This is a genomic window from Pseudomonas putida (assembly GCF_028682635.1).
GTDB lineage: Bacteria > Pseudomonadota > Gammaproteobacteria > Pseudomonadales > Pseudomonadaceae > Aquipseudomonas > Aquipseudomonas putida_AE.
Genome location: NZ_JANHLK010000004.1, coordinates 17,826 through 35,674, shown reverse-complemented (window position 1 = coordinate 35,674; position 17,849 = coordinate 17,826). Strand labels below are relative to the sequence as shown.

Genomic DNA, 17,849 nt, shown 5'->3' with positions numbered 1-17,849 from the left:
GTCAGGGCAATCACCAGGAGCGCTGCCATGCAAGGACTGTCGGAGCACGAACGCTACAAACCCTATAACGCCCGCACCATTCGCGACACGCCCTATTGGCACAAGCTGACGCCTGCGTTGCAGGAAGCCATGACGGTCGTGGCCCGGGTCATGCCGTTTCGAACCAATGAATACGTGCTGGGGACGCTGATCGACTGGAACAACATCCCGGACGATCCGATTTTCCGCATGACCTTTCCCCACAAGGACATGTTGTTGGCGGAGGAGTATGCCTCGCTCAAGCAACTGATCGAACAGGATGACGCCGCCGCGATCAAGCGGCGGATCGAGGCGATCTGGCTGCGCATGAACCCCCATCCGGCCGGGCAGCTGACGCACAACGGCGTGACCCTCGACGGCAAAGTCCTGCCGGGCATCCAGCACAAGTACCGCGAGACCGTGTTGTTTTTCCCCGGTGCCGGCCAGACCTGTCACGCCTACTGCACCTTCTGTTTTCGCTGGGCGCAGTTCATCGGTGAGGAAGAGCTCAAGTTCAACGCACGGGAATCCCAGGAGCTGGTCAGCTACCTCAAGGTACACACAGACGTCACGGATGTGCTGATTACCGGGGGCGACCCGATGATCATGAACACCCGCTCGCTGGCAGGGTACATCGAACCGCTGCTGGATCTGCCGCACATCCAGAACATCCGCATCGGCACCAAGTCGGTGGCGTACTGGCCGCAGCGGTTCGTCAGCGACAAGGATGCGCCCGAGTTGCTGGCGCTGTTTCGGCGGATCGTCGCGGCGGGGAAAAACCTCTCGATCATGGGCCACTACAACCACCCGGTGGAGATCCGCCCGGCCATCGCCCGGCAGGCCATCGAGTGCATTCGTTCCACGGGGGCGACCCTGCGCATGCAGGCACCGGTGATCCGCCATATCAACGAAAATCCCGCCGATTGGGCGGACCTCTGGACCGAAGGCGTACGGCTCGGGGCGGTGCCCTATTACATGTTCGTCGAGCGCGACACCGGCCCCAGCCACTACTTCGCGATGCCGCTGGCACGGGCGTTCGAGATCTTCCAGGCGGCGTACCGCACGGTGTCGGGGCTGGCACGTACGGTGCGCGGGCCGTCGATGAGCACCTTCTACGGCAAGGTCCTGATCAACGGCATCGAGACCGTCGCCGGGGAAAAGGTCTTCGTGTTGCAGTTCCTCCAGGCCCGGGACCCGTTGTGGGTACTGCGCACCTTCTATGCGCGCTTCGATCCGCAGGCGACCTGGTTCGACGAGCTGCGCCCGGCTTTCGGCGAACGGGCTTTTTTCTTTCAGACCGAGGCCGAGTTGTTGCTGGCGCCTGCGCCGCAGTTGATACCGGTCTTGCTGCAAACGGCGTAAGCCGACGCTTAATTACTGGGGAGACAAGGACATGAGCGGTATCCCGTTTGATCAACGCGAAGGATGGATCTGGCTCGATGGCGAGTTCGTCGAGTGGTCCCAGGCGCGCCTGCATGTGCTCAGCCACGGCCTGCATTACGCAAGCACGGTGTATGAGGGCGAGCGCGTGTACAACGGCAAGGTCTTCAAGCTGCGCGAACACACTGAGCGGCTGTATCGCTCGGCGCAGCTGATGGATTTTGCCATTCCCTTCGAACCCGCCGAGCTGGAAGCGGCCAGCCATCAATTGCTGCAACGCAACCAGGTGGGCGACGGCTATCTGCGCCCGGTGGCCTGGCGCGGCAGCGAGATGATTTCCACGTCGGCCCGTTTCAATCGTGTGCATGTGGCGATCGCCTGCTGGCAATGGCCGAGCTATTTCGACCCGGCGGCGCGCATGGCCGGCATCCGCCTGAAGACCGCCGCGTGGCGCCGTCCACCGCCCAGCAGCAGCCCCTTCGAAGCCAAGGCGTCGGGGCATTACCAGATCGCCACCTTGAGCAAGCACGACGCCGAAAACCACGGTTATCACGATGCCTTGATGCTCGACTGGCGCGGGCACGTCGCCGAAGCCACCAGCGCCAATGTGTTCTTCGCCAAGGGGCGGACCTTGCATACGCCAGTGCCGGATTGCTTTCTCAATGGCATTACCCGCCAGACCGTCATCGAGCTGGCCCGGGCGCTGGATTACCAGGTCATCGAACGCACGATCCTGCCCACGGAACTGGGCGACTTCGACGAGTGTTTTCTCACCGGCACCGCCGCCGAAATCACCCCGGTACAGAGCATCGATGAACAGCGCTACCGACCGGGCAACGCCTGCAGTGCATTGATTGCCGCTTACACCTCAACCGTCAACGCCTGATAAACCGCCAGGAAACTCACCATGTCAGACCAAGGGATTGTTGCGTGCACACCTTATGTTTCACTGGGCCATCGCCATGAAGAATTGTCGAGTCGTGGCTGGACGGTGCTGACCCCAGGGGAATTCGCCCACGACGTTACGGGAACACTGCATGAGTTCGGCCCGATCATTCCGCAGTTCAATGGCCAGGTGGCGTTCGCCATCACCCGCAAGCCGGGCTACGAGGACTTGCCGTACTCCCAGAGCATGAACGGCATCGGCCCGCACACCGAAGCGCCGGTGTATGGCCCGCCGCCACGTTACCTGGCGCTGCATTGCCATACACAGGCGACTTGCGGTGGCGGGCATACGGGGCTGGTGGACGGCTACGAATTCCTCAAGTCGCTCGAGCAAACCGAGCCGGAACTGCGCGAGTGGCTCGATGACACGCCGGTGGAATTCGTCGCCACCGCCAAGCCCGGCGAACCGGCGCAAACCCGTGTCAGGGAATACATCCTGACCCCCACCGAGGACGGCGATATCTTTCGCTTCAGCTACAACCAGTTTCACTACGGCGATGTGAATCCATCGAAGGAGGCGTTGCAGCAATCGCAGGTGGCCAACAGCACGGCGCCGCTGGCAAGATTTGCCGCGCTGGGCGAAGCGTACTTTGTCGAGCACAACATCCCGGTGCTGATTCCCGACGGGTGCCTGCTGATTTGGGACAACTGGCGGATGATCCATGCCCGCAGTCGATACACTGACCCGGCGCGCAACCTGACCCGCTACTGGCTGGCCTGATTTTTCCGTCGCCCTTCTTTTTTCCGCGTACCCCTGGCGGGTACGCGTTCTACAGGTATTGCGTCATGCAAACAGCAATCGAGATTGCCCAGGTCGATCACCAACTGATCGTGCGGCTCAATCAGGCCTGGACCAAACGCGCCGGGGTGTGTGCGCCGGACAGGGGCCAGGTCAACGAAGTGTTCGACCCGGCACGCCCGGATTACCCGGAGTGCATGGTGCCGTTTTTCCATCACCCGACATTCCAGGCCTTGAGCGACGAGCTCAAGAGCAAGGTGGTGACCTGGGGCTGGATCGGCTACAACCTGCGCACCGTCACCGCCGAGGAGCATGTAGTGAACCCGGCGCTGAGCGTCATCGCCCAGCAGTACCTGGGCAAGGACGACTGGCATTTTCGCGAGGCGATGCAGCAGACCCTGATCGACGAGCACTACCACACGCTCATGCACCTGCGCGCCATTGAGCGGACCAAGCTCGATCGCGCCCTCGACCAGGACCTGGATTTGCCGCCCTCGGTGACCTACCTGCGCCTCAAGGCCCTGCGTGAGGAACTGCCCGAACAATGGCAGCGCGACCTGGCGGCGATCACCTTCGCGGTGGTGGCCGAGATCAGCGTCAACGCCTACCTCGACCTGCTGGCGGACGACCAGACCATCCAGCCGCAGAACCGCCGCGTGGCCGAACTGCACAACCGCGACGAATACGCCCACAGCAAGGTGCTGGCCGAAGTCGCCAAGGTGATGTACGCCAACATGCAGCCCGAACAGCGGGAGTTTTTCGCCCGTCACCTTTCGGTGGCGCTGAGTGCTTTTATCGCCCAGGACTACTCGATGTGGGAGGCGATCCTCACCCAGCTTGGGGTCACGGATGCCGGGTCGATCATCGCCGACACTCGCGAGAGCAACAAAAACGCCACGATCATGCGCGACTACAGTGGCCTGCATAAGCTGGCGCAGGACCTGGGCATCAGCGAGCAGATCGATTTCGATTTCCGTCCGACCCTCAAAGCCACCGCAGCCGCCTGAACCCGGAGGTGACCATGTCCGTTCCCCTGTACGAAGTGTTCGCCATCCGGGTCGGCGCCAACGCGCAGCGCACCGCCCGGGAGAACTTTCTCTACGATGCCTGCTGCGGCGACCCCAATGCGCCGATGCCCCTGGACTACTACTTCTGGGTGATTCGCAACGAGCATCAGGTGATTGTGGTCGACACCTGTTTTCAACCGGACACGGCGGACCGCCGCAACCGTCAGATGTATCGCCTGCCGGAGGATTCCCTGCGGCAACTGGACATCGATCCGGCGCAGGTCGAGCACCTGATCCTCACGCACCTGCACTGGGATCATGCCGGCAACCTGGGGTTGTTTCCCAAGGCCACGGTGCATCTGCAGGAAGCGGAACTGCGCTTCTGCACTGGGCCGAAGATGGCCCATCACACCGTGAACAAGACCTACGAGGTGGAGGACGTGATGTCGGCGCTGCCGCCGCTGTTCGAGGGGCGCATGCGTTTGCACAACGGCACGGTCGAGGTGCTGCCCGGCGTGACACTGCACGCGGTGGGCGGACACACGCCGGGCAGCCAGGTGGTGCGGGTAAACACCGAGCGCGGCTGGATCGTGCTGGCTTCGGACGCGGCGCACCTGTGGGTCAATATTCGCGAGCGCAGCCCGTTTCCAATCATCGATGACCTGGCGCAAAGCCTGGAGGCGTTCAGCGAGATCAATCGCCTGGCCGACAGCGAAGACCACGTCATCCCCGGCCACGACCCGCTGATCGCCGAGCGCTTCCCGCATTGGAATGATGACCCGCATATCATCTGCCTACACCAAAATCCCCTGTAATCCGACCCCCCTGTAGGAGCTGGCTTGCCAGCGAAGGCGGTGTGTCAGGCACATCAATGCTGGATGTGCTGACGCTTTCGCTGGCAAGCCAGCTCCTACAGGGGGGATGTGTTTAGCCCTGGTTTTTGAGGAGGCGGGCCAGGGTTTGCAGCGCCTCATCAATCCTTGGCGAATACGGCGCTCCGCAACCTATGCGCATAAAGTGATGGAAACGCCGGGTGTTGGAAAAGATATCCCCAGGTGAAATCTGGATGCCAACGTTCAACGCGTCATGAAAAAGCATCATGGACGAATACTGCGCAGGCAACTCTACCCACAGCAACGTCCCACCCCGGGGATTGGTCACCCGTGTGCCCTCGGGAAAGTAGCGCAATATCGCCGCGCTCATTTGCTGGCGCTGCTGGGTCAGGGTGTTTCTCAAGCGCCGCAGGTAGCGTTCATAGGAAGGCGTGGCCATGAACGCACTGACCGCCAGTTGCGACAACTTCTCGCAGCCACGGGTCTGGGTGTGCTTGAGCATTTCCACGCGGTCGTGCCATTTGCCGGCGCTGATCCAGCCCAGGCGCAGGCCCGGGGCCAGGGTTTTGTTCAGCGAAGCGCAATAGATCACGCTGTCGGTGCGGTCCCAGTGCTTGAGGGTGGACAGCGGTTGCTCGGTGTCCACCAGGTCGCCGTAGGTATCGTCCTCGATCAGCACCGTATCGTGCTCGGCACAGAGTTTCACCAGCCGCGCCTTGTGAGCGTCGGGCATGATGCTGCCCAGTGGATTGTGCAGGTTGGGCATGACGATCAGCGCCTTGATCGGCTGCGGCCCTTGTAGCAGCTGTTCCAGGGCCGGCAGGTGAATCCCCGCAGGGGTCGAGGCCGGGACTTCCAGCACCCGCAGGTTGAGGCTTTCGAGAATCTGCAACACGCCGTAGAAGGTCGGCGACTCCACGGCCACGGTATCGCCGGGGAGGGTCACGGCGCGCAAGGCCAGGTTGATCGCCTCGGTGGCGCCGTGGGTAATCACGATGCGTTCGGCGCTCAGGTGGGTCTTGGCGGTCAGCATCCGCCGGGCCAATACATTGCGCAGGGCACTGTGGCCGCTGGTCGAACTGCTGGTATCGAGCAGATGCGGGTCCTGGCGCAAGGCCTTGATCATGTTGTCCTGCAAGACCTTCAGCGGATAGAGCGGCGGGGCGCAGTAGGCACTGGCGAAGTTGACCTTGACCGTCGCGCGCTGGCTGGCCTTGAGCACCGCTGACACTTGCTCATGGATGCCGACATAGACGCCCGTATCCAGTGGCGGCGGCAGGCTGATCGCGACGGCTTTGCCCGGCGTGTCGGGCTGGCGGATGTAATTGCCCGAGCGCGGTCGGGCTTCCAGTACGCCATAGTCCTCGAGCTCACGGCAGACCTGCACGGCGGTGGACAGGCTGACGGCGTGTTTTTCCATCATCAGGCGGATCGAGGGCAGGCGCTCGCCGGTTTTCAGGGTGCCGCTGCGGATCGCGTCCAGGTAGTGGTTGGCCAACTGACGGTACAAGGGAAGCGTGTTCATGATGACCTCAGCAGTCGCACCACTGAGGTCTGGGCTGGAAAGTGAGTTGACGCTCCCTGCAGGCGGACCCGTGGTGCAGATGGGTGAAGGGAAGTGTTTTTCTGGCCTTGATACTGGAACACTAAACGCGGTTTCGCTGGAATCGCGGGCAATAAAAAGCCCCGCACGGTGGCGGGGCTCTGGTGAAGCGCTGGCGGGTGTTACTGGGCGGCGATGCTGTAGCCGTCGAAGGCGGTCTGCTGTTGCAGGGCGGTGATGATGTTCTTGCGGTTGACCGCTTGTTCGGCGCCCTGGTTGTCCAGGAACGTCTCGCTTTGCAGCTCGGCCTCGTCGCCTTCGCCGACGAAGGTGAAACCGAGGAATTCCAGGGCTTCACGGTCGACGCTCAGGCGCGAGCGCGGGGTGCGCAGCGGCAAGGTGACGCTGATGCCGTCCTTGCTGATGGTGAACACTTCGACTTCTTTTTTCGCCTTGGCGGCCTTGCTCTTGCCGCCGCTCGGGTTGCTGATGGCCTGGTGGGTCTGGTTCAGCACCTTGAGGGCCAGGCCGTAGACGATTTCCTGGAACGCCGGATCGTCCTTGAAGCTGGACAGGATGCGGCTGATCGGGAACTTGCTGCTCAGGTCTTCGAGGGCGGCGATGTCGGCGGCCTCGGCGTCCTTGAGCTGCTTGAGCTGGCCCATCAATTCGTAGGCCTTGTCGTCGTCGAAGCTGTCGTGGGCCTGGCGGATCGCGGCGCGCAGCTCGCGGATCTGCTCGCTTTCGCGGGTGGATTGAAACGCGTCCAGGACCATCTCGCTGATGGTCTTGGCCTGGGATACGTGCTGTGAAAGATTGATGGAGTTTTCGTATTCCGCTTTGGACGACAGGGTGACTACGGATTCAGCGGTGTTGGAATCTGACATTGAAATTTCACTACTTCTTTGAACTTGAATAGGGGCGAGAAAGCCCGAGGGCTTTTCAGGCCGCCTAATCTATTGGACCGGGGCGGCGTTGTCACGGCCCAACAGGCCAACGGACAAAATCACGACACACACACCCTGTAATTGGATGGACTCGCCCCAGCCGAGGCGTCCTTGAACATTGCCCCTGTCTTTCGGGCGCCTTCGCCGGCAAGCCGGCTCCTACAGGGGAATTGGGTGTACGCTAAATCTGTGGCCGACCCAAAACACTGTGGGAGCCAGCCTGCTGGCGATGCAGTCACCACGGTCTGTCAGGCCTGCCCCGGTGTATTCAGGTTCATCGATCGCACCGCCAGTGCCGACGCGGTCTGTTCATCCATCGGCAATGAAAACCGAAACGTCGCCCCACGCCCCGGCCTGTCGATCAACTGAATCTCAAGCCCATGCAATTGCAGGATGCGATGCACAATCCGCAACCCCAACCCACCATCACGCCGTGCCCCACCGATATTGAACGGCCGCAAAAACAGCCCTTCGCGCAACTCCGGAGCAATACCCGGCCCGGTGTCGCTGACCGTCACTTCAATGAACGACCCCTGCGGACGCAACCCCAGTTCAATCTCGCCCCCTGGCGGCGTATGGCGCAAGGCGTTGTCGAACAGGTTGGTCAACACCCGCTCGATCAATCCCAGGTCCGCACAGGCCGCAGACACGTTGGGGGCGAACGTGGCCTTCAATTCGACCTGCCGCGCCTCGGCCGTCAATTCGAATTTCTGGAAGATGTCCTGGGCCAGGTCAGTCAGGGAAAACCGCTCCAGCACCGGCTGCACGAAGCCATGCTCCAGCCGCACCAGCTCAAGCAGCGACTGCGCCAGACCGCCAACCTTGCGACTTTGATCCAGGGCGATGCCGAGATAGCGACGACGGTCGTCGGGTGACAGTGTGGCGTCCTTGAGCGACAGGGTTTCCAGGTAGCCATGCAGCGACGCCAGCGGCGTGCGCAGGTCGTGGGAGATGTTCGCCACCAGTTCGCGGCGCTCCTGGTCCTGGCGGGTCAGGGAGCGCCATTGTTCGCCCAGGCGCGCCTGCATCTGCCGGAATGTGGCGTCGAGTATGGCGATCTCGTCATGGCTGGCGGTTTTGTCCACAGTGACGGGCAGGGCCGGCGAGACCGGGACGCCGTCGATGTCGAACTGGCTGACGGTGTCGGTGAGACGGCGCAAGGGGCGGGTGATCAACGCAAACGCAGTGAGGCCGGCAATCAGGCACAGCAGCGCGACCAGGCCGATGGACAGCAGGGCAGTATTCAGTGCCGCGCTGGTGGCGCCGCGCTCGGCCAGGCGATCGTGGTCTTCACCCAACAGCACCACGTAGAGATAACCGACCGGCTTGCCGTCGACCTTCAACGGCGCGGCGCTGAACACCTTGCGCCCATCGACACTGCGCGGATCATCGCCGGCAATCGGCAAGGCATCGCCCCGCAGCAGGCGCTGGATCGGCGCCAGGTCGACGCGCTCACGGCGGATCCGGCCTTCGGGCGCGGCGCTGCCGACGATCTTGCCCTCGGTGTCCAGCAGGTAAACCTCGACGCTGGGGTTGACCTGCATCAGCTTGCTGAACAGATCGCGCACGGCGTTGGGCATCAGGCCCTGGGTGTCCATCAGCACCGTGTCACTGGCGATGTGCTGCGCCAGGTCCCGGGACAAGCCTTGCACCACTTCCTGTTCATGCATCTGGTTGGAACGCACCTGCAGCCACGCCGATGTACCGCAGCACACCAGCAGCAGCACGGCGAACACCAGGGACAGGCGCTGCGTCAGGGTCAGCCTCATGGCTGCGGCTCCTCCCCGGTGGCGAATTTATAGCCGCGGCCCCAGACCGTGAGGATGCGCACCGGTTGCGCCGGGTCGGCCTCGATCTTGGCGCGCAGGCGATTGATGTGGGTGTTGACGGTGTGCTCATAGCCTTCGTGGCTGTAGCCCCACACGGCATTGAGCAGGTCCATGCGCGAAAATACCTTGCCCGGCTGGCGGGCGAAAAAGTACAGCAGGTCGAACTCCCGGGGCGTGAGGTCCAGGCGCCGGCCGTCGAGGGCCACTTCGCGGGTGATCGGGTCGATGGCCAGGCCGTCGATGAGCAGGCTGCCGGCGTCCATCTTCAGGTTGCGTGCCATGGCCTCCACCCGACGCAGCAACGCCTTGACCCGGGCCACCAGTTCGAGCATGGAAAACGGCTTGGCCAGGTAGTCGTCGGCACCCAGTTCCAGGCCGAGAATCCGGTGCACTTCGCTGGAACGCGCACTGGTGATGATGATCGGCGTATAGCGGGCCATGGCGCGGGCGCGCCGGCAGATTTCCAGGCCGTCGACACCGGGCAGCATCAGGTCGAGGATCAGCGCATCCCAGTTGCCCTGTTGCAGCAGGCGCATGCCTTCAGTGCCATCGGCGCTGTGCACCACCTCGAACTGCTCGTCCCGCAGGTGCAGGCAGATGAGGTCGGCGATATGCAGGTCATCCTCGACCACGAGGATGCGTTTGGTCTGTTCCATCCAGCTCAATCCTTCTGCGCAGGGTGCGTAATGCCACTCACTGTAGGAGCTGCCGAAGGCTGCGATCTTTTGATCTTGTTTTTAAAGATCAAGATCAAAAGATCGCAGCCTGCGGCAGCTCCTACAGTTAAATCAGTCAAGTCAGTGAAGTCCGTCAAGGGCCCATTGTGCGGTTTTTTCGGCGCCCGAGTTATCACGAATTGTTTAACTTCCCGTGAGGATTTGGCGATCACCCAAAGCCTAGGCTGTGTTCCATGAAACACCCCTGGATTTCTGGAGACGAGCATGTTTTCACGACGGCAATTTCTGCTAACGAGCGGCGGGCTGGGGGTGGCAGCCCTGGCAATCGGCCTGTTGCCGAAGTTTTCCACAGGCACGGCCTTGATCAGCGATGCCAGCGCCGCCGAGGCCTTCGAAGTGACCCACAGCGACAGCGAATGGCACGCGATATTGAGCGACGAACAGTATGAAATTCTCCGCGAAGAAGGCACCGAACGCGCCTACAGCAGCCCACTGAACAACGAGCACCGCGACGGCACGTTCGCCTGTGCCGGTTGCCAGTTGCCGCTGTTCTCCTCGGCGACCAAGTTCGACAGCCACACCGGCTGGCCAAGCTTTTGGGCGCCGCTGGACAAGGCCGTGGCCACCCGCCAGGACCGTTCCTACGGGGTGCTGCGCGAAGAGGTGCACTGCCGGCGTTGCGGCGGGCATCTGGGCCATGTCTTCGACGACGGGCCGAAACCCACCGGCCTGCGCTACTGCATGAACGGCCTGGCGCTGAAGTTCGAGCCCGGCACCGTCTGAATTTATCTGCATCCTTCTGGAGTCTGTGACATGAAAAGCCTGTTCACCTGGCGCCGTACCCTGTTGGGGCTGGCCGCTGCCGGCATCATCGGCCAATGCTCGGCGTTTTCCCTCGGTGGGGCTGAAGAAGGGGTGCTGCTGCCGCCACCGGCCATCGACGAAACCACCCAGGCCCGCAGCGAAACCGCGGTATTCGCCGGGGGCTGCTTCTGGGGCGTCCAAGGGGTGTTCCAGCATGTCAAAGGCGTAAAAAATGCCGTGTCCGGTTACGCCGGTGGTGCAGCCAATACCGCCCAGTACGACCGCGTCAGCGGTGGCGATACCGGGCATGCGGAATCGGTGGAAGTGACCTTCGACCCGAGCCAGGTCAGCTACGGCACTTTGCTGCAGATCTACTTTTCCGTGGCGCACAACCCCACCGAACTCAACCGCCAGGGTCCGGACACCGGCACCCAGTATCGTTCGGCGATTTTTACCAAGAGCGGCGAACAGCAACGGGTCGCCCAGGCCTACATCGCCCAGCTCGACGCCGCGCGTGCGTTCGACAAGCCGATCGTGACCAAGCTGGAAAGCTTCAACGGTTTTTACCCGGCGGAAGAGGAACACCAGGATTTTTTGACCGAGCACCCGACCTATCCCTACATCGTGATCAACGACTTGCCGAAGGTGGCGCAGCTCAAGCAGCTGTACCCGGATCGTTACCAGGACAAACCGGTGCTGGTGAAGGCGGGGATGTGACGGCGGTTATCCGCTGATCACATTCTTGCCGGCGATTTTCGACCGATACAGTGCCTGATCGGCCCTGGCCATCAGGCCGGTCTTTTGCTCTTCCTCAAAGCGCTGGACCACGCCGAAACTCATGGTCACCCGAAAGTCGCCTACGGCGGGCAAGTCCGCCAGGCCCTCGCGGATTTTTTCGGCCAGGGTTATGGCCTCGGCCAGCGGGGTGTCGGGCAGGATCACGATGAATTCGTCGCCGCCCCAACGGGCCAGCAGGTCACCGTCACGCACAAAGCGCAGCACACGTTCGACCACCTGCACCAAGGTGGCATCGCCCAAGGCATGGCCGTAGTGATCGTTGATGGTCTTGAAGTCGTCGATGTCCATGGCGATCAGCGACAGCGGCTGTCGAAAGCGCTGGGCCCGCTCACATTCCTGGGGCAGGGTCTGTTCCAGGCGATAGCGATTGGCGATCGACGTCAGGGCATCGGTTTGCGCCAGCTTGCGGTTTTCTTCGAGTTGTACCTGCAGTTGCTGATTGACCCTGGACAGCTCACGGGTGCGTTCTTCGACGATGGCTTCAAGGGACTGATTGCGCCGTTCGAGCGCTTCGAGCAGGCGTTTCCTGTCTTCGATGCTGCGGTGGGCGCCGACCATCCGCGCCACCGAACCGTCGGCATTGCGGGCCAGGACGTGGCCGCGGTCTTCGATCCAGATATAACTGCCGTCGTGGGCGCGGCAGCGGTACTCGGCCTGATACACCGGCGTGTGCTGTTTCAGGTAGTCATCGAACAGGGCCATGACCTGCGGGAAATCATCGGGGTGGATGATGTTTTCCCAGGTCAATGCGTTGTTGTCCAGGGAGTGTGGCGTGTAGCCGAGCATTTCGTACCAGCGGCTGTTGCGGTAGACGAAGCCGGTGTTGGCATTCCAGTCCCAGATGCCGTCGCTGACCAACTCCATGATGGTGTGCAGCATGCCTTCGTTCATGTCAGAGACATTGAACTTCAAGGGCTCGATACTCGATGCCTCTCCCATCGCTGCTCCCCCTGACGCCTGCCTGATAGCAAATGTCCTGCCTAGTCAGGGAGAGTAGTTCAAGGCCCGGTGGACCTGCTAGTGCTTGCCCCACATCTGCAGGGCGAAGTCGACGAAACGTCGCAATTTCGGCAGGCGGTAGCGGTCCTGGGCATACATCAGGTTCATCGGCCGGCTCGGCGGGGTGAAGCCGGGCATCAAGCCCAGCAGCTTGCCGTCCTGGATGTCCTGCTCGACCAGGACATCGGGCAACATCACGATGCCCATGCCGGTGCGCGCGGCCTGATGCAGCCCGGCCGAGCTGTTGATCAGCATCGGGCCGCTGACCGCCACCGAGACTTCACCTTCGGGGCCGGCCAGGCGCCATTCCTTTTCCACCGAGTGCCAGTCATCCCCGGCCGGATAAGCGAACGACAGGCAGTCGTGGTGGCGCAGGTCTTCCGGTTTCTGCGGCGCGCCGCGCCGGGCCACGTAGGCCGGGGATGCGCACATGGTCAGGGTGTAGTTGATGAGCGGGCGGGCAATCAGGGTGGTCGACTCCAGGGCACCCAGGCGAAAGGCCACGTCCAGACCGTGTTCGAGCATGTCCGGGCGACGGTTGGTGAGCATCACGTCGAGTTTTACCCGCGGGTAGAGCAGGGCAAATTCGCTCAGGGCCGGCGCCAGTTTTTCCGTGCCGAAGGTCAGGGGCGCCGAGATGCGCAGGGTGCCACTGGGCTCATCGACCGCTTGCTCGGCCAGGCGTTCAGAGTCTGCCACCAGCCCCAACACTTCGAGGCAGCGCTGGTAATACGCGGTGCCGAATTCGGTCAGCCGCTGGCGCCGGGTCGTGCGGTTGAGCAGGCGCACACCCAGGCGCTGCTCGAGCGCCTTGAGGTGATTGCCGACCATGGTCGTGGACATTTTGCACTGCGCAGCGGCGCCGGTCATGCTGCCGGATTCCACCACTTTGACGTACACGGTCATTGCCTGGAACAAATCCATTATCAAGCTCGACTTTAAAATGATTGAAGTATTGCAGTATTTATCCAGCTCAGGTGGCTAACCATACTGCAAAAACACCGACCCTTGATGGAGCCTGATGCCATGACCGCCGCCTGCCTGATGAGCACTTACCAACCCTTGGCCCTGAGTTTCAACAAGGGCCTGGGCACGCGCCTGTGGGACCAGGCCGGTCGTGAGTACCTGGACGCGGTGGCCGGGGTGGCGGTGACCAACGTCGGCCACTCGCACCCGAAAATCGTCGCGGCCATCAGCGAGCAGGCCGGCCTGTTGCTGCACACCTCCAACCTCTACAGCATCGACTGGCAACAACAACTGGCGCGCAAGCTGACCGGGCTGGCCGGCATGGACCGGGCGTTCTTCAACAACTCCGGTGCCGAGGCCAACGAAACGGCGCTGAAAATCGCTCGGCTGCATGGCTGGAGCAAAGGCATCGAGCAACCCTTGGTGGTGGTCATGCACAACGCTTTCCATGGCCGCACCCTCGGCACCCTGTCCGCCAGCGACGGCCCGGCGGTGCGCCTGGGCTTCAACAAATTGCCGGGGGATTTCATCAAAGTGCCCTTCGGCGACCTCAACGCGCTGGACAAGGTGCAGCAGGAACACGGCTCGCGCATCGTGGCGATCCTGATGGAGCCGATCCAGGGCGAAGGCGGCGTGCAACTGGCGCCACCGGGTTACCTGAAAGCCGTGCGCGAACTGTGCAACCAGCGCGCCTGGTTATTGATGCTCGACGAAATCCAGACCGGCATCGGCCGTACCGGGCAGTGGTTCGCGTCTCAGCACGAAGGCATCGTCCCGGACGTCATGACCCTGGCCAAAGGCCTGGGCAACGGCGTGCCCATCGGCGCCTGCCTGGCCCGTGGCAAAGCCGCCGAACTCTTCACCCCCGGCAGCCACGGCAGCACGTTCGGCGGCAACCCGCTGGCCTGTCGGGTCGGTTGCACGGTGCTGGATATCATCGAAGAACAAGGCCTGCTGGAAAACGCCCGGCGCCAGGGCGAACGTCTGTTGGCCAGGTTGCGCATGGAGTTGGCCGACAATCCAAACGTCCTGGCGATCCGCGGCCAGGGCCTGATGATCGGCATCGAACTCAAGCAACCGATCCGCGACCTGAGCCTGATCGCCGCGCGGGATCATGCGTTGCTGATCAACGTGACGCGGGGGCAGACCATTCGCTTGTTGCCGCCTTTGACGATTGATGAGCGGGAGGTGGAGATGATTGTCAGGGGGGTGAGTTCAGTAGTGGTATCTGCACATCACAACGCGTAACTCACCGTCTTCGATGGTGTAGACCAAGCGATGTTCAGCCGTGATCCGGCGCGACCAGAAGCCGCTTAAATTGTGTTTGAGCGGTTCCGGTTTTCCGAGGCCCTCGAAAGGTTCACGCTGGATGGCTTTGATCAGCAGGTTGATGCGCTTGAGTCCCGCCTTGTCGTTTTGCTGAAACCACAGGTAGTCATCCCAAGCTTCAGGAGTGAACTCGATGTTCATTCTTCAATGAGTTGCCGTGACTTGGTTTTCCCGGCGCGCAGGTTGCCGATCGATTTGATCAAGCGTTCGGCATTGGCGGGGGAGCGGAGCAGGTAGGCGGTCTCTTCGAGGGCGTTGTATTCGGCTAGCGACATCATCACCACCGGCTCGCCTTTCTGGCGCGTGACCAGCAGCGGGGTGCGGTCTTCATTGACGCGATCCATGGTCTCGGCCAAGTGCGCGCGTGCGGTGGTGTAATTGATGGTGTGCATGGTGAAATCCTCGCTCGATGCAAGGACTGTACAGAAATGAGTACAGGTCGACAAGGCGATATCTCCGAATGGTCATTGCGCAATGAGCGCATCAACGTGTCTTCCGAGTATCGCGGAAAGCTCCTCGGGACGTTTCCGAGAACGCTGTAGTCCTTATCTGATAAAGGCGAAATCTGCGATTTCAGTCCGGTCCATCAATTGAATTCTGCAACCGGTAAACCCGTCGAATAGCCGCTGATGGGCCGTGTATCCGCTGGAACCGTCACGCTGACGATAACTGCCCGCCCACTCCAGCAACGCGATCAGACGTTCATCGTCATTGACTTCACGCTGACGAATATTGGCGACGCATACCTCGTCGGCAATGCTCAACCAGATCAGCGCAGTCGTGCGGGGCAGGAGTTCGCTGGCGATCCAGCCATACACACCTTCGATCACCCAGCGCTCCTGCTCGGCCGCGATTCGCGCCATGGCTAACGCTTCGGCGCGGGGACGGGCGATGCTGTGTTCGTCGGACAGCCAGTGAACGCGGTCGAGATCGGTCCAGGGCACTTGCAATCGCTCAGCCAGCCGCTGCGCCAGCCAGCTCTTGCCGGAGCCGGAGTTGCCGATGATCAGGGTTCGGGTTAAATCCATGAGTGACACCGATCAAACTGTGGGTTTTTGTTCCAGTCCCTCAGATATCACCCTCGGGCGCCACCATCCGCGTCTTCGGCGAGCCATTGGCGTTATGCTGGAAAATATCCCGTGGTTGCCCTTGTTCATTGAAGTACACCTGGCCGATCCCCGCCGAATTCCACAGGCGCTCACCTGCTTCAGCATGCTCCGGAACGTGAGGCACGATGCGCATGCGCCGACGCTTGGTCAGCCAGTTCAGCGGCGAGCGCGGGGAATACAGCCAGCGATTGAGGCGGTCGAACCACTCCAGCAGGGCCGGCGGGAACTCGTTCTTGATGCCGCTGCTGGTGATCTGCCAGATGCGCGGGCCGGCCTTGCGGTGGCGGATCAGCACTTCGTAGACGAAGGAATAATGCACATCGCCGGACAGCACCACGTAGTTACCCGGCGTGCGCGAGTGGCGGAAAATGTTCAGGATCACCTGGGCCGCGCCGCGATGGGCCATCCAGTTCTCGGCGTCCACCAGCAGTGGATAACCCAGCCAGCTGAACACCCGTTGCACGGTTTCGATCAGCTTGACGCCGAAGATCGGCGCCGGCGAAACGATGATCGCCGAAGGGTGATCGAGCAGTTCCTGCTGCAGTTCGCTGAGGGCTTCCCAGTCCAGCAGGCCCGACGGTTGCTTGAGGTTCATCTCGCTGCGCCAGCGCCGCGTGCGGGTATCGAGCACCACCATGGCCGGCGTGGTGGGCAGCACGTAGTGCCAGTGCTGGAAGCGCAGCAGCTCATCGATCAGCGCGTCCTGGACATCGCTGTCCAGGTAATGGTCATCGCCGGTGGCGCTGAGCGAACGGGTTTTTTCCAGCACATCGACGAACGCATCCGGATTGTTGCCCCAGCCCTGGCACAGCATGTAGGCCAGCAGCGCATTGCCGATGATGCGCCGGGAAAACGGATGGCCGTAGGCCGTTTCCTCCCATTGCGCGGAAAGATTCCAGTCGTCGGTGATGTCGTGGTCATCGAAGATCATCAGCGTCGGCACGTGTGCCAGCGCTCGCGCGACCTTGTCCAGGCCAGCCTTGAACGCGTCGATGCGCGTCTGTTCCAGGGCATAACGCTCGCGGCGTTCCTTGATCAGTTTCGGCGGTTTTGGCGCGATCAGGGTCCAGGGCGTCGGCGACCAGACCAGCAGGTACATGGCCATGACTTCGGCGAAGGTCACCAGGTGATTGTCGGCACTGCTGCTGGTGAAAATCGGCTTGCGCGCACCCCCGAAAAAGCGCTCGCGCAGGGTTTCGTTGCTTTGCAGCGCCGGCAGCAGATCCGCCCGGTGGTAATAACAGGCGGCGTGCCCGTACAGCTCGGCGCTGTCGCTGACGATGGCGCCAGCCAGATGCTCACCGAAAAGCCCCAGCCGTTCGATCAAGGCATGGATCGCCCGCAGGGTCGGCCCGGCGACATCGTCGGCATAGACCTGATCGCCGCTCATCATCAGCAGCGCCGGACGCTCGCTGGCCAGGTGCACTTGCGCCAACAGCTGATCGACGCACAGCAGGCCGTCGGGCGCCGGGTGATGGGGTTTGCGGCAGGAACCGTGCAGCAACTGCTCGATGCGCGCATGCAGGACGAAGTTCGGCGCAGCCGCATCGCCATACAACAAATGCGGCGCCCAGGTGGCGATGCCCGTGCCGTCATCGATCAACAGGTCGTACTCGATCACCTCATCGCAGGGCAGGGCGGCGTCCAGCGCCACATCGATCAGGTGCACAAACGCATGGGTACCCACCGCAACGACCGTGCATTGCCCGGCATCGAGGCGAATATCGCCCACGCCCTGCAAGCGCAGCGTCAACTCCAGCGCCCGCGAACCCACCAGCCACAGCACCAGCCGCGTCGGTTCCAGGCGCCGCAACAGCGGGCCCGCCAGCACCGGTGGCAGCGATTGAGGGTCTTCAGGCAATGGCAGAGTATCGGACATCCGGGGGCAGGGCTCTTGGGGAAACAGGGCAGCGATGATAACGCAGG

At 62.1% G+C, this 17,849-nt stretch carries 18 protein-coding genes; 8 read left to right on the top strand and 10 right to left on the bottom strand.

The features are described from left to right. Positions 1-27: 27 nt before the first annotated feature. The 5 genes from NPS56_RS06195 to NPS56_RS06175 all read left to right on the top strand — a co-directional run bounded on the left by NPS56_RS06195 (position 28) and on the right by NPS56_RS06175 (position 4,904). Positions 28-1,380, top strand: a complete 1,353-nt coding sequence (locus NPS56_RS06195; protein WP_274073904.1) for a KamA family radical SAM protein — start codon at positions 28-30, stop codon at positions 1,378-1,380. A gap of 31 nt (positions 1,381-1,411) precedes the next feature. Beyond that, on the top strand, positions 1,412-2,284 hold the full coding sequence (locus NPS56_RS06190) for a branched-chain amino acid aminotransferase (protein ID WP_274073903.1): 873 nt from the start codon (positions 1,412-1,414) through the stop codon (positions 2,282-2,284). 21 nt (positions 2,285-2,305) lie between these two features. Next, positions 2,306-3,064 (top strand): TauD/TfdA family dioxygenase, encoded by a 759-nt coding sequence (locus NPS56_RS06185; RefSeq protein ID WP_274073902.1) that lies wholly within the window; start codon positions 2,306-2,308, stop codon positions 3,062-3,064. 65 nt (positions 3,065-3,129) lie between these two features. Further along, a complete protein-coding gene (locus tag NPS56_RS06180) occupies positions 3,130-4,089 on the top strand; it encodes a diiron oxygenase (protein ID WP_274073901.1) in 960 nt (319 codons plus the stop codon). Between the two features lie 14 nt (positions 4,090-4,103). Beyond that, on the top strand, positions 4,104-4,904 hold the full coding sequence (locus tag NPS56_RS06175; RefSeq protein WP_274073900.1) for an N-acyl homoserine lactonase family protein: 801 nt from the start codon (positions 4,104-4,106) through the stop codon (positions 4,902-4,904). A 112-nt stretch (positions 4,905-5,016) separates the two neighbouring features. Here NPS56_RS06175 and NPS56_RS06170 read toward each other — a convergent pair whose 3' ends face one another. From NPS56_RS06170 to NPS56_RS06155, 4 genes are all read right to left on the bottom strand, one after another. Next, positions 5,017-6,447 (bottom strand): PLP-dependent aminotransferase family protein, encoded by a 1,431-nt coding sequence (locus NPS56_RS06170; RefSeq protein ID WP_274073899.1) that lies wholly within the window; start codon positions 6,445-6,447, stop codon positions 5,017-5,019. Positions 6,448-6,647: 200 nt separating this feature from the next. Next, entirely contained in the window at positions 6,648-7,352 is a 705-nt protein-coding gene (locus NPS56_RS06165) for a hypothetical protein (RefSeq protein ID WP_274073898.1), read from the bottom strand. Positions 7,353-7,660: 308 nt separating this feature from the next. Further along, positions 7,661-9,181: a sensor histidine kinase gene (locus tag NPS56_RS06160; protein WP_274073897.1), complete on the bottom strand. Its 1,521-nt coding sequence runs from the start codon at positions 9,179-9,181 to the stop codon at positions 7,661-7,663. Beyond that, on the bottom strand, positions 9,178-9,897 hold the full coding sequence (locus NPS56_RS06155; protein WP_274073896.1) for a response regulator transcription factor: 720 nt from the start codon (positions 9,895-9,897) through the stop codon (positions 9,178-9,180). The genes NPS56_RS06160 and NPS56_RS06155 overlap by 4 nt, the downstream gene beginning before the upstream one ends. A gap of 285 nt (positions 9,898-10,182) precedes the next feature. Between NPS56_RS06155 and msrB the strand changes: the two genes are divergently transcribed. Beyond that, complete coding sequence (gene msrB, locus NPS56_RS06150) at positions 10,183-10,701, top strand: peptide-methionine (R)-S-oxide reductase MsrB (protein ID WP_274073895.1); 519 nt, start codon at positions 10,183-10,185, stop codon at positions 10,699-10,701. 30 nt (positions 10,702-10,731) lie between these two features. After that, positions 10,732-11,439: a peptide-methionine (S)-S-oxide reductase MsrA gene (gene msrA, locus NPS56_RS06145; RefSeq protein WP_274073894.1), complete on the top strand. Its 708-nt coding sequence runs from the start codon at positions 10,732-10,734 to the stop codon at positions 11,437-11,439. Positions 11,440-11,445: 6 nt separating this feature from the next. On the opposite strand, the gene NPS56_RS06140 is transcribed toward msrA, so the two are convergent. Both NPS56_RS06140 and NPS56_RS06135 read right to left on the bottom strand, forming a co-directional pair. Then, positions 11,446-12,459, bottom strand: a complete 1,014-nt coding sequence (locus NPS56_RS06140; protein WP_274073893.1) for a sensor domain-containing diguanylate cyclase — start codon at positions 12,457-12,459, stop codon at positions 11,446-11,448. Positions 12,460-12,537: 78 nt separating this feature from the next. Then, on the bottom strand, positions 12,538-13,443 hold the full coding sequence (locus NPS56_RS06135; protein WP_274073892.1) for a LysR family transcriptional regulator: 906 nt from the start codon (positions 13,441-13,443) through the stop codon (positions 12,538-12,540). 102 nt (positions 13,444-13,545) lie between these two features. Here NPS56_RS06135 and NPS56_RS06130 point away from each other — a divergent pair, with 102 nt between their 5' ends. Further along, the gene (locus NPS56_RS06130; protein ID WP_274073891.1) at positions 13,546-14,733 is read left to right on the top strand and encodes an aspartate aminotransferase family protein; all 1,188 of its coding nucleotides are present in this window, start codon (positions 13,546-13,548) and stop codon (positions 14,731-14,733) included. Here NPS56_RS06130 and NPS56_RS06125 read toward each other — a convergent pair. The 4 genes from NPS56_RS06125 to NPS56_RS06110 form a co-directional block, all read right to left on the bottom strand. Then, on the bottom strand, positions 14,701-14,955 hold the full coding sequence (locus NPS56_RS06125) for a Txe/YoeB family addiction module toxin (RefSeq protein WP_274073890.1): 255 nt from the start codon (positions 14,953-14,955) through the stop codon (positions 14,701-14,703). The two genes, NPS56_RS06130 and NPS56_RS06125, sit on opposite strands and share 33 nt — an antisense overlap. Further along, entirely contained in the window at positions 14,952-15,206 is a 255-nt protein-coding gene (locus NPS56_RS06120; RefSeq protein WP_020795569.1) for a type II toxin-antitoxin system Phd/YefM family antitoxin, read from the bottom strand. Before NPS56_RS06120 ends, NPS56_RS06125 begins: the two co-directional genes overlap by 4 nt. A 153-nt stretch (positions 15,207-15,359) precedes the next feature. After that, a complete protein-coding gene (locus NPS56_RS06115) occupies positions 15,360-15,842 on the bottom strand; it encodes an AAA family ATPase (protein WP_274073889.1) in 483 nt (160 codons plus the stop codon). A 40-nt stretch (positions 15,843-15,882) separates the two neighbouring features. Then, positions 15,883-17,802 (bottom strand): alkaline phosphatase D family protein, encoded by a 1,920-nt coding sequence (locus tag NPS56_RS06110; RefSeq protein ID WP_274073888.1) that lies wholly within the window; start codon positions 17,800-17,802, stop codon positions 15,883-15,885. Positions 17,803-17,849: the final 47 nt, after the last annotated feature.